Source organism: Microbacterium sp. UCD-TDU, assembly GCF_000340625.1.
Taxonomy (GTDB): domain Bacteria; phylum Actinomycetota; class Actinomycetes; order Actinomycetales; family Microbacteriaceae; genus Microbacterium; species Microbacterium maritypicum.
Window position 1 is genome coordinate 1,455,089 of sequence record NZ_KB454446.1, and the last position, 13,608, is coordinate 1,468,696.

Sequence of the window (13,608 nt, forward strand, 5' to 3'; positions counted from 1 at the left end):
CGGCGTCGGCGAGAGCGGTGGATCTGCGGTGGGTCTACGGGATGGCTCTGCGGAAGGCGAGGAACGAGACGCCCATGAGGGCCGCCGTGACCACGAGGCCCCAAAGGGCGAGGCCGAGGGCGCCGAGGCTTCCGATCCCCGTCCAGATCTGCCCCCACAGCTCGAGTCGGGTCGCGAGATACACCAGGCCGACGAGCACGAGCGCCAGCGTGATCCACACGACTGTCAGCACCGTCAGCCCCCAGCTCTTGTAGATGGTGGCTCCGGTGAAACCGATCACGAAGAAGAACAGCGCGAGGGTGAAGTAGACGACGAACGCTCCGAGCGGACCCGCCTCCCACAGCCACGGGAGGTAGAACACCCACCCGTTCACGCCGTAGCCGTTCGTGGCGACCTCGATGCCCCCACCGATCAGGAAGAGTGCGCCCATGAACGTGCTGGCGAGCATTGCAGTCAGCATCGTGCCGAAGAAGAACTCGCGACGTGTGACGCTCATCGCCTGCGAAAACGGGAACGTGAGCGTCATTGCCGACAGCCCGATCGCGAAGAAGTACCAGAGGGGCGCCTGGCCGCCGCCGCCGTACTTCGGGGAATCCCCCGGGATCATGGCGTAGATCAGCACCGAGATCAGGGTCGCTCCGGCGAGGACGATCAGGGGGACCCAGATGAAGGTCTGCCGGTTGATCAGCTGCAGGCGGATGACGTTGAGTGTGCGTCGCATCAGCGCACCTCCTCTTTCGTGGCGGCCGATCTCGTGGCATCGACCTCGGCCTTCTGGGTGAGACGCACGATCAGCTGCTGCAGTGAGACCGGTGCGAGATCGAGCCCTGCTGCCGCGATCTCCGCGCGCTCCTCTGCGGACACGGCGCCGAGGACGGTGACGGATGCCACGCGCCCGAGCGCCTCGCGGTGCAGCACCTCTCGGGTACCGATCCAGGCGTCGACCTTCGCGGCGTCGCCTACCACGGTCACGGCGCGGTCGCGGACCGCATCCGTGTCTTCGTTCAGGAGGATCTGGCCGTTGTCGATCACGATGACCTTCTCGATGAGGTTCGAGACCTCGTCGATCAGGTGCGACGAGAGGATGACGGTGCGCGGGTGCTCGGCGTAGTCCTCGATCAGACGGTCGTAGAAGATCTGCCGTGCGACAGCGTCGAGGCCGAGGTAGGGCTCGTCGAAGAACGTGATCTCGGCGCGCGAGGCGAGTCCGATGATCACCCCGACCGCGGAGAGCTGACCGCGGGAGAGCTTCTTGATGGTCTGCCTCATCGGCAGCTGGAACTCGGCGATGAGCTCGTCGGCGAGGGTCTGATCCCAGTTCGGGAAGAACAGGCTCGCAGCCTTGAACGCGTGCTTGGGGTAGGCGTCGTCCGGGTACTTCTGGCTCTCGCGGACGAAGCAGATCCGGCTGAGCACGTGCGCGTTCTCGTACGGGTGCTCACCGAACACCTTCACGGTGCCGGACGACTCGAAGTTCTGAGCGGTGAGGATCGACATGAGTGTCGTCTTCCCCGCACCGTTGCGGCCGAGGAGGCCGTAGATCGCGCCTCCCTCGATGGCGAGCGAGACGTTGTCGAGCGCTCGCTTCTCCTTGTAGCGCTTGCTGAGGTTGTGCACCTCGATGACGGCGGTCATGCGGGGGTCTTCCCTTCTGCGTCAGTGGTCAGTGCGGCACGCTGCCGGAGCAGGGCCGTGAGGTCTTCGGCGCCGAGCCCGAGCGTGCGGGCTTCGGCGAGGAGCGGGTCGATGTAGCGGTCGGCGAACGCGGCGCGGCGCTCGCCGAGGAGGAGGTCCCTCGCGCCCTCCGCGACGAACATGCCGATGCCTCGGCGCTTGTAGAGCACTCCCTTGTCGGTGAGCACGGCGACTCCCTTCGCTGCGGTGGCGGGGTTGATCCGGTAGAACGCGGCCAGCTCGTTCGTGGAGGGGGCCTGAGCCTCTTCGGCGAGTGAGCCGTCGACGATCGAGTCCTCGATCTGCTCGGCGATCTGGACGAAGAGCGGCTTGCCTTCTTCGATCACGAGTCCTCCGCTTGGTTAGTGGGTTACTTACTCGACTAAGTAACCACATAACCCGGACGGGTGTCAAGAGGTGAGGCGGACGGCAAGCTCCCCGGCTCCCCGACGGATGACCGAGCGATCCCGTCAGTCGCGTTCGCGGCGCTGTTCGTGCCAATCGTCGACGATCCGCAGCATGCGCGCGGAGAGGAAGCGGAAGAACTCGGCGAGATCGACGGCCCGGTCGTGGGCGCCCTGGTCGTCGGTGTGCGCGGCGGCGATCTCGTCGATGTACGCGGACAGGCGGGAGTACACGGGCATGTTCCCCGCGATCGAACTCGTGAACGGGTCGTGCACGAACTCGTAGCGGTCGCGGCGCTCTCCCGGCCGTGAGCGGCGCTGGACGAAGTGCAGCTGCTGCAGGTAGCGCACCGCACCGGAGACGGCCGCCGCCGAGACGCCGAGACGCTCGCCGAGCTCGGAGGCCGTGTACCCGTCGTCGGGCGCGGCGATCAGCGCCATCATCACCCGCGCCGGCATCCGGGGCATTCCCGCAGCGGTCATCATGGCCGCCGCCTTCTCCGCCGGTTCGATCCCTCGATGCACCGCGACGGTCTCGAGGTCGGTGCTATCGAGGCTCTCGGTGCTGTCGTCGGGCATCCGGGCTCCACCTATGCGCCGAGGGCGAGCTCGCGTCGCCGCATCAACGTCAGTGCTGCCGCGCCTCCTGCGGCCAGGGCGAGCACGAGCCACCACAGGCCGCGCACGTCCACTCCGCCGCCGTCGACCACCGGGGTCACCGCGAACGGCGAGAGGTTCGCGCTCCACTCAGGCAGCCCGAACAGCGGCCCGAACATGCCGAGCAGGGCCGCCACCAGCACGAGGCTCCACGCCACGGCGGTCGTCGCCCCCGGGAGCAGCACGAACACCAGGGCGGTCAGCACCGCGAAGATCGAGGCGGCGACCGCCTGCCCGAATCCGGCCACCGCCACGATGCGATAGAGCGACTCGTCGCCGCCGTTCGACCAGGCGCCGACCCAACCGGCGAGCACGGCAGCGGCGACGACGATCAGCACCGCGGCCACGCCGACCATCATGTAGTCGGCGAGCCAGCGCACGCGTCCGATCGGGGTGGCGAGCACGGCCTCGGCGGTGCCACGCGCCTCTTCCTGGCGAGCGCGCACCACGGTCTGCACCGCCGCGCACGCGGCGAGGATGCCCAGCAGTGTGAAGAACACGGTCACCACGACCTCGTCGAGCCCGCCCGCGGCGCCGCCGATCTTCTTCAGGATGTCGGCGACGGCCGGGTTCTCGCCCGAAATCCGGTCGACCACCCCGCTCAGCGTCGTGGCGAGGATGCCGGTGATCGCCCCGCCGATCGCCCATCCCACGATCGAACCCGAGGTGAGCCGCCACACCAGCGCGTGCGGCGACGCGAGCGCCGCTCGCGCCGAGACCCGGCCCGGGCGCTCCGCGACGAAGCCGGCATCGACGTCGCGCACGGATTGCAGGGCGACGGATGCGCCGGCGAGCACGAGGCCGAACGCGATGCCCAGCAGTAAAGGCCAGGCCAGATCGGTGTCGTAGGGGCGCGTCTGCTCGGCCCAGCCGAACGGCGAGAGCCAGGCAGGCCAGGCGCTCGTGATGCGGGTCAGGTCGTCGCTCGGGGTTCCCGCCGCGTTGCCGATGCCGCGGATGAGGAAGGTCGCCACGAGTACCCAGATCGTCAGGGAGTTCGCCCCGCGCGATGTGCGCATGAGCTGCGCGGCGAGTAGGCCGACGCCGAGGAACGCGATCCCGGTCGCGCCGGCCGCCGCCCCCGCGAGGAGCGCGCCTGCGGCCGGAAGCCCGGTGGCGATCAGCGCGAGCGCGGTGAGCGCGGCCAGCACCGCGTTCGCCAGGAGGCCGTGCACGATGGTCGCGATGGTCGGCAGGCGGCGCCCGGCCGGAGTGGCCCACACGAGCTCCGCTCGTCCCGCCTCCTCATCGCCCCGCGTGTGCCGCACCGCCAGGAAAGTGCTCATGAGCGCGGCGAGCAGCGCCAGCCACGGAAGGACCGCGAAGGCGAGGAAGGCTCCTTCGGACGTGCCGGAGGGCAGCCCGCGGAACATCAGGATCACGGGGTTCGCGAGTGCCGCGGCGAGGATGCTCTGCCGGTCGGCGACGGTCGCGTACGACTGGCTGACGCCGGCGTATCCCGCGAACGCCATGAGCGCGGTGCCCACGATCCACAGCGTCAGCTGCAGCCGGTCTCGTCGCAGCCGCTGTCGGAGCAGCACGCCGAATGCGGACATCACGCGCGGCCCTTCAGGGCGCGACGCTCGCGACGGGTGGCGGGTGCCGCGTCATCACGGCCACCCTCTTCCGCGGCCTCGAGTGTGGCGAGGTCGTCGCCGTAGTGACGCAGGAACAGCTCCTCGAGCGAGGGCGGGGCGACCCGGAGGTCGTCGATGCCGAGTGCGGCGAGGGCGGGGAGCACCGTGGCCGTGCGGTCGCTGTCGACGGCGAGGCGGATGCGGTCGCCCTGCTGCTGGGCGTCGTGTACATCGGGGATGCGGGACACCTGGTCGAGGGTGGCCCCGGCGGGGGTGAACGACACGTCGCTGCGGGTGAGGTGCCGCAGCTGCGTGAGCGTGCCGGTCTCGACGATACGGCCGGCGCGGATGATCGACACCCGGTCGCACAGCTGCTCGACTTCGCTCATGATGTGGCTCGACAGCAGCACAGTCGCGCCGTTCGCATGGGCGCGGGCGACTTCGTGCTGGAAGATGACCGCCATCAGCGGATCGAGTCCGCTGGTGGGCTCGTCGAAGATGTAGAGGTCGGCGGGCACCGCGAACGCCGCGATCAATGCGACCTTCTGCCGGTTGCCCTTCGAGTAGGCGCGGCCCTTCTTGCGCGGGTCGAATTGGAAGGCGTCCAGGAGCCGCTTCTTCTCGCGCTGATACCCGGGGTCGTTCGTGCGGGCGCCGCGCAGACGGGCGAGCAGATCGACGGCTTCGCCTCCGGACAGGTTCGGCCACACGCTGACGTCGCCGGGAACGTACGCGATGCGTCGATGCAGGTCGACGGCGCGCTCCCAGGGGTCTTCGCCGAACACGGTCGCCTGGCCGGAGGTGCGCCGGGCGAGGCCGAGCAGGATGCGGATCGCGGTCGACTTCCCTGCCCCGTTCGGCCCCAGGAAGCCGTGCACCTGACCATGCCCCACGGTGAGGTCGAGGCCGTCGAGCGCGTGCACGGTGCCGTAGTGCTTGGCGAGGCCCTGGGTGGCGATGACGGTGGTCATGCGCGGGAGCGTACGCCCGATTCAGGAAGTTGTGAATCGGGCGAAGACGACGCATGCGAAATCCTCACGGCCCCCGCGTACAGTGGGCTGGTGCCGGAGTTCCCCTACAGCCGCCTGCGCCGCTGGCCCGACGTCGAGGCGGACAACCTCCAGGCGTATGACGCGACCGATCTGCTGCTCGTCGAACGGGCGCTCGCCCTCGATGCCCCGGGTACCGAGACCGTCGTGATCGGTGACGAGTACGGCGCGATCACCCTGGCGCTGACGGCTGCCGGACGACACGGCATCCGGGTGCATCAGGACCTCGCGTCCGGTCGTCGAGCTCTGAGCCGAAATGCCGAGGAGCTCGGGCTCGCCGGCTTGACCGCGCACGAGCTCGACGCCGAGCTGCTCGCCGGGGCGAAGGTCGTGCTGCTGCAGCTGCCGAAGGCGCTCGCGGAACTCGAGGAGATCACGGATGCGGTGGTCCGTTGGGCGGCGCCCGACGTCGTGCTCATCGCGGGAGGTCGCGTGAAGCACATGACCCTCACCCAGAACGAGGTGCTCGGGCACCGTTTCGCCCAGGTGCAGGCCCAGCGCGCGGAGCGCAAGTCACGGCTGATCGTGGCGTCGGAGCCGCTCCCCGCCCCGTCGACACCGCCGTTCCCGGTGAGCGCGCAGCACGACGGGCTCATTCTGGTGGCGCACGGCGGGGCCTTCGCGGGCGCGCGCCTCGACATCGGCACCCGGGTGCTGCTGGAGGTGCTCGGCGCTCAGGTGACGGGGGCGGCGGTCGACGTGCTCGATCTCGGCTGTGGCACCGGGGCGCTCGCCGTCTCATACGCGCTCGCGCACCCCGATGCACGCGTGACGGCGACCGACCGATCCGCCGCCGCCGTGGCCTCCGCGCGGGCGACGGCCGCTGCGAACGGGGTCGCCGACCGCGTGACGGTCACGCACGACGATGCGGCCTCCGCGGTTCCGGACGCGAGCGTCGACGTGGTGCTGCTGAACCCGCCGTTCCACCTCGGTGCGAGCGTCCACACGGGGGCGGCGACCCGCCTGTTCGAGGCCGCGGCGCGCGTGCTCCGACCCGGCGGAGAGCTCTTCACGGTCTACAACTCCTCGCTCGCGTATCGTCCGGAACTCGCCCGGCTGATCGGTGCGACCACACAGGTGACACGCACGGCGAAGTTCACCGTGACGCGCAGCATCCGCCGTTCCGACACCCCCGATTCCTGACGCCGTGGCCCTCGTCAGGGGGATTGTTGAATACGCGTGCAATTCCCCGGTCAGCCGCTGAAACTCGCGCACGTCGTGCACCCGGGATTTGCCCCTGATCGGCCATTTCGTTACGTTGGAACGTGGGCCTGACGGCCCGAAGACCAGTCCGCGACCACGTCCTTCTTTCGATGAGCTGTGCTGCGAAGAGGCGTGGACGTACGGTCGATGCTCTATCGCGGCGGATCCGAAATCCGCCGCCTGTGCCGCCACAGCGATCATGTCGAACGGCCCCGAGAGCTCACCCGGGCGTAACCGAAGCAGGCTCAGCCACCCGAAGGCGAGCCGCGGGGGAAACGTGTCCGAAATCGCTCTCGAAGCGCGCAATCTGTACAAGGTTTTCGGTAAGAATCCGAGCACCGCCGTCCGTCGGTTGAAAGCCGGTGAGAGCCGCGCCGCCGTCGCGGATGCCGGCACCGCAGCGGTCATCGACGCCAGCTTCACCGTCAACCGCGGTGAGATCTTCGTCATCATGGGGCTGTCCGGATCGGGTAAGTCCACCATCATCCGCATGCTCAACGGGCTGCACGATGTCACCTCCGGGACCGTCACGGTGAACGGCGATCCCATCACGGGCATTCCGTCGTCGAAGCTCCGCGAGATCCGTCGCGACCGCATCTCGATGGTCTTCCAGCACTTCGCCCTGCTGCCGCACCGCTCCGTCGCCGCGAACGTCGCCTACCCGCTCGAGCTGAAGGGCGTCGGCAAGGTCGAGCGCCTGGCCAAGGCGGAGGAGATCCTCTCCCTGGTGGGTCTCGAGGGCCAGGGCGAGAAGCTCCCGTCCGAGCTTTCCGGTGGCATGCAGCAGCGCGTGGGGATCGCCCGTGCGCTCGCCGCCGACAGCGACATCCTGCTGATGGACGAGGCATTCAGTGCGCTCGACCCGCTGATCCGTCGCGAGATGCAGGAGCAGCTGCTCGAACTGCAGCAGAAGCTGCAGAAGACGATCGTCTTCATCACGCACGACCTGAACGAGGCCATGTTTCTCGGCGACCGGATCGCTGTGATGCGCGACGGCCGCATCGTGCAGATCGGCACCCCCGAGGACATCCTGATGGACCCGGCCAACGACTACGTCGAGCAGTTCGTGCAGGACGTCGACCGCGCTCGCGTGCTCACCGCCGCGAACGTGATGGAGCGCCCGCGCCCCGTCGTGCCGCACACCGCAGGTCCTCGCACCGCACTGCGCCAGATGCGCGATGCGTACATGTCGGCGACCTACGTGGTCGGTCGCGACCGCCAGCTCGTGGGTGTCGTCACCGACCGGGATGCGGTCAAGCTCGTGCGCAACGGCGCGACCACCCTCGACTCGATCCTCAAGCCTGTGCTGCAGAGCGTGCGCGAGGACGAGGTGCTGATGAACCTGTTCGTGCCCGCCGTCGAGTCGCCGCTGCCGCTCGCGGTGACCGATGCCGACGGCCGCCTGGTGGGCGTGATCCCGCGTGTGACCCTGCTCGCCGCCCTCGGTCCCGGCCCCGGAGCGACCGAGGAGATCACCCTCCCGCTGATGCCGATGCCGCAGGCCGAGATCGATGCCGTGCTCGATGACGGGTGGACCGCCGACCCGGCGGATGCCCCGACCACGGAGGAGGTGCGCTGATGGACGACTTCCGCATTCCCGTCGGAACCTGGATCGAATCCGGCGTCGACTGGATCAAGGACAACCTCGACGGTCTGCTCGATGTGATCTCGTTCGTGATGAGCTTCCTCGTCGACGGCCTCACACGCATGCTGCTGACCCCGCACTTCGCGGTGATCATCGTGATCGCCGCGCTCATCGCCTGGGTCGTGCGCTCGTGGCAGCTCGCGATCGGAACGGTCGTCTCCTTCGGCCTGATCGTGGCGATGGATCTGTGGGTCCCCGCCATGCAGACGCTCGCGCTCGTGCTCGTCGCCGCCGTGATCGCGGTGCTGATCGCCGTGCCGCTGGGCATCTGGTCGGCACGTAACGCGACCGTGCGTGCGGTGCTCAAGCCCGTGCTCGACTTCATGCAGACCATGCCGGCGTTCGTGTACCTGATCCCGGCGATCGTGTTCTTCGGCATCGGCGTGGTGCCGGGTCTCGTGGCCACCGTGATCTTCGCGCTGCCCCCGGGCGTGCGACTGACCGAGCTCGGCATCCGCGGTGTCGACTCCGAGACCGTCGAGGCCGGGCACGCGTTCGGTGCCAAGCCGGGTCAGATCCTGCGCGGCATCCAGCTCCCCCTCGCGATGCCGACCATCATGGCCGGCGTCAACCAGGTCATCATGCTCGCCCTGTCGATGGCGGTCATCGCCGGAATGGCGGGTGCGGACGGCCTCGGGAAGATGGTCGTCGAGGCGATCTCGACCATCAACATCCCCAAGGGCGTCGAGGCCGGCCTCGGCGTCGTGCTGATCGCCGTCTTCCTCGACCGCGTCACCGCAGCGCTGGGCGCACCGGGCGAGAACCGCTCCTCGCTGCTGGGCATGCTCGCGCGGCGCCGCACGCCGCGCGACGGTGGCGGCGGAACAGCATCCGCCCCCGCCCCCGAGGTCACCGCGCAGCAGGACGCCGCGGACGAGGCGGAGCAGGCCGCGGTCGCACCGCGCCGCAACGCCGTCGGCGGCGGAGTGCACTGAGAGTTTCACCCCTACGGAACAACACACATACGGAACCGAGAGAGAGAAATCACATGAAGAAGAAGATCCTCGCAATCACAGCAGTCGGCATCGCGGCATCCCTCACCCTCGCGGGATGCAGCGGGGACGGCGCCGGTGGCACGGGCGGCGACAGCAACGCCGACGACAAGGGCACGATCACCCTGGGTTTCCTGCCCTCGTGGACCGACGGCCTGAGCACCGCATACCTGCTGCAGGACCAGCTCGAGAAGATCGGCTACACGGTCGAGATGAAGACGCTCACCGAGGCGGGCCCGCTCTACACCGGCCTCGCGCAGGGCGACGTCGACATGTACCCGTCGGCCTGGCCCGAGCTCACCCACGCCACGTACATGGAGAAGTACGGCGACGACATCGAGGACCTGGGCAAGTACTACGACAACGCCAAGCTCACGCTCGCGGTGCCCGAGTACTCCGAGCTCACCTCGATCGAGGACCTCGTAGGCAAGGGCTCCGAGTTCGACGGCAAGATCTACGGCATCGAGCCGGGTGCGGGACTCACCGCGCAGACCCAGAAGATGATGCCCGAGTACGGACTCGACAGCGAGTACGAGCTGGTCACCTCGTCGACCGCGGCCATGCTCACCGAGCTGAAGACCGCGACCGACAAGCAAGAGGACATCGTCGTCACGCTGTGGCGTCCGTTCTGGGCCAACGACGCCTTCCCCGTGAAGGACCTCGAAGACCCGAAGGGCGCGATGGGCAAGGCCGAGGGCCTGCACTTCCTGGGTACCAAGGGCTTCGCCGAGGAGTTCCCCGAGGCCGCAGAGCTGATCGAGAAGATCAAGCTCGACGACGAGCAGTACGGCGCGCTCGAGGACCTCGTGGTCAACGAGTACGGCGAGGGCAAGGAAGCGGATGCCGTCGACGCATGGCTGAAGAAGTACGGCGACCAGTTCGACTGGACCGTCACCAGCTGACCCGCCTCACGAAGGAGGGTCTCCCGCACCGGGAGGCCCTCCTTCGTCATTCATCCTGCTCTCTTCACCTTGCGGCTCCTCTTCTGCAGTTCAGGAACGACAAGTGTGGGCACGGCACGCTTCATGAACTTGTCGAAGTCGGGGACGGTGAACGCCGCGTATCCATGCTCTGGCGTGTAGAGCAGACCCATATCGATCAGCTCCGCCCGCGTCGGTCCGAGCTGAGTGGACTCTCGGCCCATCACTCTCGCGACCTCGGAAGCCTTCTGGGGTTCGGGCCCGAGCTCTGCCATCGCCCGCATATACGCAGTCTGGAGCGGAGTGGCGCGGTCGAGTCTGACGCGGAAGAAGGAGCTGTCGAGCTTTGCTTCGTAGCCTTCCCGGGCGGTCTCTACGTCCAGTCGTGTGATCGGTGACTGTTCCGCGATCTCCCACACCTGGAAGCCGAGCTCTTGAATGAAGTACGGGTATCCCTGGGAGATCTCGAGCGCGAGCGCGACGGCGTCGCTTTCGAAGTCCACCCCTTCGGCACGAGCTGGTTCGATGAGCGCCTGGCGCGCGTCCTCGTCCTCCAGCGAGTCGATCTTAGGGAACTGGAACAGCCGCTCGGCGTACGACTTCGCATCGCCCGCGAGCTCTGCGATCTGGGGCAGGCCTGCGCCCACGAAGGTAATGGGCAACTTTCGCTGCACTGTCTTGTGGACGGCCTGAATGAGAGCTTCGAGCTGCTTCGGGCTGAGGAATTGGACCTCGTCGATCAGAATGGCGACGCCGCGTTCGCGCTCCTGAGCGATATCGCCGATGGCGACGAGCACATCGGTCAGGTCCATGGCCAGGTCGCCATGGTCGGCCAGGCCCTCTTCGGGTTCGATGTCCCATGACAGCGACCACGCGCCCTGCTGATTGACGGACAGCGCGAACGACGAAATGACCGCTGCAGCGCGTCGCGCTCGATCAGTCCACTTCACGCGGGGCGAGAGACGCAGAAGCGCGGCCTTGAGCAACGAGGCCATCGACTGTCGGAAACGGGTGTCATCATGCTTGCTCGCCTCGATCTCGAGGACCTCCCAGTGTTCGCCTCGGGCGATGTCTCCGAATTCGTTGAGGAGAACTGTCTTCCCGACTCCTCGGAGGCCGGTGATGATCATGGACTGGTGCGTCCTCCCCCGCGCGAGCCGCCGCAGAAGGGTGGTGAATGCCTGCGTCTGCTCATCTCGACCGACGACGATGTCGGGCGATGCGCCGGCGTTCGGCGTGTACGGGTTGAGCACGCTGTCCATAGGAGTCCTTAGGTTTCTTACCATGCTTTATAAGAAATGAATAAAGCAATGTAAACACCCTAACAGGAGGGTCTCCCACCGCGGATGACTCGCTGTCCGGTCTCGCAGTCGGACTCGCGGCGATCGCTCTGCTGGTCGCGCTGGTGGTCGGCGTGATCGCGGGGCTGTATCCGGCGATCAGCGCCGCGCGGCTGTCGCCCACCTCGGCGTTGCGCACGGCGGAGTTGGCCTCCTGAGCGCGTGAATCCCGCCGAGCGCGGCGAAACGCCCCGGCCGGGTCGAGTGACCCGGTCGGAGCGTCCCGTCTCGCTGGGCGAAGATCAGCCGACCTTCTTCCGATAGGAGATGATCGCGAACACGTACGCGACCACGAGGATGCCGACGCACCAGGCGAGGGCGATCCAGATGTCGTTGCCGACGGGCTTCTCGGCGAACAACGCCTGGACGGTGTCGACGATCGAGGTGACGGGCTGGTTGTCGGCGAACCACTGCACCGGAGCCGGCATGGTGTCGGTCGGCACGAACGCCGAGCTGATGAACGGCAGGAAGATCAGCGGGTACGAGAATGCACTCGCGCCGTCGACCGTCTTGGCGTTCAGACCCGCGATGATCGCCAGCCAGGTGAGTGCCAGGGTGAACAGCATCAGGATGCCGATCACTCCGAGCCAGGCCCACAAGCTCGCCCCGGTGCGGAAACCCATCAGGAATCCGACGCCGAAGATGATCGCCAGGGTGATGGCGTTCGCCGTCAGCGACGTGAGCACGTGCGCCCACAGCACGCTCGATCGGGCGATCGGCATGGAGTGGAACCGCTCGAAGATGCCGCTCTGCATGTCGGTGAACAGCCGGAACGCCGTGTACGCGATGCCCGAGGCGATCGCGATGAGCAGGATGCCGGGGAGCAGGTAGTTCACGTAGTTGTCGGTGCCGGTGCTCTGCTGGAGTGCACCTCCGAAGACGTAGACGAACAGGAGCATCAGCGCGATCGGGGTGACCGCCGTGGTGATGATCGTGTCGGGGCTGCGGAAGATATGCCGCATGGAGCGGCCGGTGAGTGTCGCCGTGTCGGCGGCGAAGTGCGTGGTCATGCTGCATCCTCCTTCTTGGACGTGGTGCCGACGAGAGTGAGGAAGATCTCCTCCAGAGTGGGCTGCTTCTCGACGTACTCGACCTTCGCGGCCGGGAGCAGCTTCTTCAGCTCGGCGAGTGTGCCGCCGGCGATGATGCGGCCCTCGTGCAGGATCGCGATGCGGTCGGCCAGATGTTCGGCCTCGTCGAGGTACTGCGTGGTCAGCAGCACGGTCGTGCCCGTGTTCGCGAGTTCCTTGACCACGCCCCACACTTCGATGCGGGCTTCGGGGTCGAGGCCCGTGGTCGGCTCGTCGAGGTAGATGACCTCGGGGTGTCCGACCAGGCTCATCGCGATGTCGAGGCGGCGACGCATGCCGCCGGAGTAGGTGCCGACCTTGCGGGCGCCGGCATCCGTCAGACGGAAGGTCGCCAGCAGGTCGTCGGCGACCCTCCCGGCGTCTGGCAGGTGCCGCAGCTTCGCGACCAGCACGAGGTTCTCGCGTCCGGTGAGGATCTCGTCGACCGCGGCGAACTGTCCGGTGAGGCTGATGTGCTCACGCACGCCCACCGGGTTCGCGGCGACATCGATGCCCTGCACGGTCGCGGTTCCGGCATCCGACTTCAGCAGGGTGGAGAGGATGCGCACCACGGTGGTCTTGCCGGCGCCGTTCGAGCCGAGGAGAGCGAAGATGCTGCCCTTCTCCACCTCGAAGTCGACGCCGCGCAGCACGTGCAGATCTTTGTACGACTTCTCGATGCCGCGCACCGAGATGGCTGCATCCGTCATGATTGCTCCTTCTTCTTCGCGTCGTCGAACGCCTTGATGAGACGCGTGCGCTCCTTGTCGATCCACTGCCGCCCTCCGTAGGCCGCCGCGTAGTTCTCGGCGAACTCGACCGGGTCGTCGCCGACGATCGCGCTGACGGGGGTGCCGTCGATCGCGGCGCGCTCCCACAGGTCGGCGATGTCGAGGAACATCTGCACGATGATGTCGCCGTCGGTGACGCCGCCGTAGTACATGTTGTAGCGCTGCTGGGCCTTCGCGACCTCGCGATAGGGCTCGGGCAGGGCGTTGATGCGGGCCTGCGCCTGCTTGTACTGCTTCTTCTCCTCGAGCGACCCGGTGAGGGCTTCGATCCACTTCGCGGCCATGA

Annotated in this window: 14 protein-coding genes; 4 read left to right on the forward strand and 10 right to left on the reverse strand. The window is 67.6% G+C overall.

Annotation, left to right across the window (positions count from 1 at the left end; translation table 11 throughout):
• Nucleotides 1–34: 34 nt before the first annotated feature.
• The 6 genes from D514_RS29930 to D514_RS29955 form a co-directional block, all read right to left on the reverse strand.
• On the reverse strand, nucleotides 35–721 hold the full coding sequence (locus D514_RS29930) for a hypothetical protein (protein ID WP_017830043.1): 687 nt from the start codon (nucleotides 719–721) through the stop codon (nucleotides 35–37).
• A complete protein-coding gene (locus D514_RS29935) occupies nucleotides 721–1,635 on the reverse strand; it encodes an ABC transporter ATP-binding protein (RefSeq protein WP_017830044.1) in 915 nt (304 codons plus the stop codon). Before D514_RS29935 ends, D514_RS29930 begins: the two co-directional genes overlap by 1 nt.
• A complete protein-coding gene (locus D514_RS29940; RefSeq protein ID WP_017830045.1) occupies nucleotides 1,632–2,021 on the reverse strand; it encodes a GntR family transcriptional regulator in 390 nt (129 codons plus the stop codon). Before D514_RS29940 ends, D514_RS29935 begins: the two co-directional genes overlap by 4 nt.
• A gap of 123 nt (nucleotides 2,022–2,144) precedes the next feature.
• On the reverse strand, nucleotides 2,145–2,657 hold the full coding sequence (locus tag D514_RS29945) for a GbsR/MarR family transcriptional regulator (RefSeq protein ID WP_017830046.1): 513 nt from the start codon (nucleotides 2,655–2,657) through the stop codon (nucleotides 2,145–2,147).
• A gap of 11 nt (nucleotides 2,658–2,668) precedes the next feature.
• Complete coding sequence (locus D514_RS29950) at nucleotides 2,669–4,291, reverse strand: ABC transporter permease (RefSeq protein WP_017830047.1); 1,623 nt, start codon at nucleotides 4,289–4,291, stop codon at nucleotides 2,669–2,671.
• Nucleotides 4,291–5,283: an ABC transporter ATP-binding protein gene (locus D514_RS29955; RefSeq protein WP_017830048.1), complete on the reverse strand. Its 993-nt coding sequence runs from the start codon at nucleotides 5,281–5,283 to the stop codon at nucleotides 4,291–4,293. Before D514_RS29955 ends, D514_RS29950 begins: the two co-directional genes overlap by 1 nt.
• Before the next feature lie 90 nt (nucleotides 5,284–5,373).
• On the opposite strand from D514_RS29955, the gene D514_RS29960 reads away from it, so the two are divergent.
• From D514_RS29960 to D514_RS29975, 4 genes are all read left to right on the forward strand, one after another.
• Entirely contained in the window at nucleotides 5,374–6,504 is a 1,131-nt protein-coding gene (locus tag D514_RS29960; protein ID WP_017830049.1) for a class I SAM-dependent methyltransferase, read from the forward strand.
• A 337-nt stretch (nucleotides 6,505–6,841) separates the two neighbouring features.
• Complete coding sequence (locus D514_RS29965) at nucleotides 6,842–8,143, forward strand: glycine betaine/L-proline ABC transporter ATP-binding protein (RefSeq protein WP_017830050.1); 1,302 nt, start codon at nucleotides 6,842–6,844, stop codon at nucleotides 8,141–8,143.
• Nucleotides 8,143–9,144 (forward strand): proline/glycine betaine ABC transporter permease, encoded by a 1,002-nt coding sequence (locus D514_RS29970; protein WP_017830051.1) that lies wholly within the window; start codon nucleotides 8,143–8,145, stop codon nucleotides 9,142–9,144. The genes D514_RS29965 and D514_RS29970 overlap by 1 nt, the downstream gene beginning before the upstream one ends.
• Nucleotides 9,145–9,197: 53 nt before the next feature.
• Nucleotides 9,198–10,103, forward strand: coding sequence for a glycine betaine ABC transporter substrate-binding protein (locus D514_RS29975; RefSeq protein WP_017830052.1), 906 nt, complete (start codon nucleotides 9,198–9,200; stop codon nucleotides 10,101–10,103).
• 50 nt (nucleotides 10,104–10,153) lie between these two features.
• Here the strand turns inward: D514_RS29975 and D514_RS29980 are convergent, their stop codons facing one another.
• The 4 genes from D514_RS29980 to D514_RS29995 all read right to left on the reverse strand — a co-directional run bounded on the left by D514_RS29980 (nucleotide 10,154) and on the right by D514_RS29995 (nucleotide 13,606).
• The gene (locus D514_RS29980; protein WP_306413949.1) at nucleotides 10,154–11,407 is read right to left on the reverse strand and encodes an ATP-binding protein; all 1,254 of its coding nucleotides are present in this window, start codon (nucleotides 11,405–11,407) and stop codon (nucleotides 10,154–10,156) included.
• A 296-nt stretch (nucleotides 11,408–11,703) separates the two neighbouring features.
• Entirely contained in the window at nucleotides 11,704–12,471 is a 768-nt protein-coding gene (locus tag D514_RS29985) for an ABC transporter permease (protein ID WP_017830054.1), read from the reverse strand.
• Nucleotides 12,468–13,241, reverse strand: a complete 774-nt coding sequence (locus tag D514_RS29990) for an ABC transporter ATP-binding protein (protein WP_017830055.1) — start codon at nucleotides 13,239–13,241, stop codon at nucleotides 12,468–12,470. The genes D514_RS29985 and D514_RS29990 overlap by 4 nt, the downstream gene beginning before the upstream one ends.
• On the reverse strand, nucleotides 13,238–13,606 hold the full coding sequence (locus D514_RS29995; RefSeq protein WP_017830056.1) for a DUF1048 domain-containing protein: 369 nt from the start codon (nucleotides 13,604–13,606) through the stop codon (nucleotides 13,238–13,240). The genes D514_RS29990 and D514_RS29995 overlap by 4 nt, the downstream gene beginning before the upstream one ends.
• Between the last annotated feature and the right edge of the window lie 2 nt (nucleotides 13,607–13,608).

Bases quoted from the DNA above. Each gene is read 5' to 3' on its own strand.
- D514_RS29930 (WP_017830043.1), bottom strand. From the start codon at position 721: ATGCGACGCACACTCAACGTCATCCGCCTGCAGCTGATCAACCGGCAG.
- D514_RS29935 (WP_017830044.1), bottom strand. From the start codon at position 1,635: ATGACCGCCGTCATCGAGGTGCACAACCTCAGCAAGCGCTACAAGGAG.
- D514_RS29945 (WP_017830046.1), bottom strand. From the start codon at position 2,657: ATGCCCGACGACAGCACCGAGAGCCTCGATAGCACCGACCTCGAGACC.
- D514_RS29950 (WP_017830047.1), bottom strand. From the start codon at position 4,291: ATGTCCGCATTCGGCGTGCTGCTCCGACAGCGGCTGCGACGAGACCGG.
- D514_RS29955 (WP_017830048.1), bottom strand. From the start codon at position 5,283: ATGACCACCGTCATCGCCACCCAGGGCCTCGCCAAGCACTACGGCACC.
- D514_RS29970 (WP_017830051.1), top strand. From the start codon at position 8,143: ATGGACGACTTCCGCATTCCCGTCGGAACCTGGATCGAATCCGGCGTC.
- D514_RS29975 (WP_017830052.1), top strand. From the start codon at position 9,198: ATGAAGAAGAAGATCCTCGCAATCACAGCAGTCGGCATCGCGGCATCC.
- D514_RS29980 (WP_306413949.1), bottom strand. From the start codon at position 11,407: ATGGTAAGAAACCTAAGGACTCCTATGGACAGCGTGCTCAACCCGTAC.
- D514_RS29985 (WP_017830054.1), bottom strand. From the start codon at position 12,471: ATGACCACGCACTTCGCCGCCGACACGGCGACACTCACCGGCCGCTCC.
- D514_RS29990 (WP_017830055.1), bottom strand. From the start codon at position 13,241: ATGACGGATGCAGCCATCTCGGTGCGCGGCATCGAGAAGTCGTACAAA.
- D514_RS29995 (WP_017830056.1), bottom strand. From the start codon at position 13,606: ATGGCCGCGAAGTGGATCGAAGCCCTCACCGGGTCGCTCGAGGAGAAG.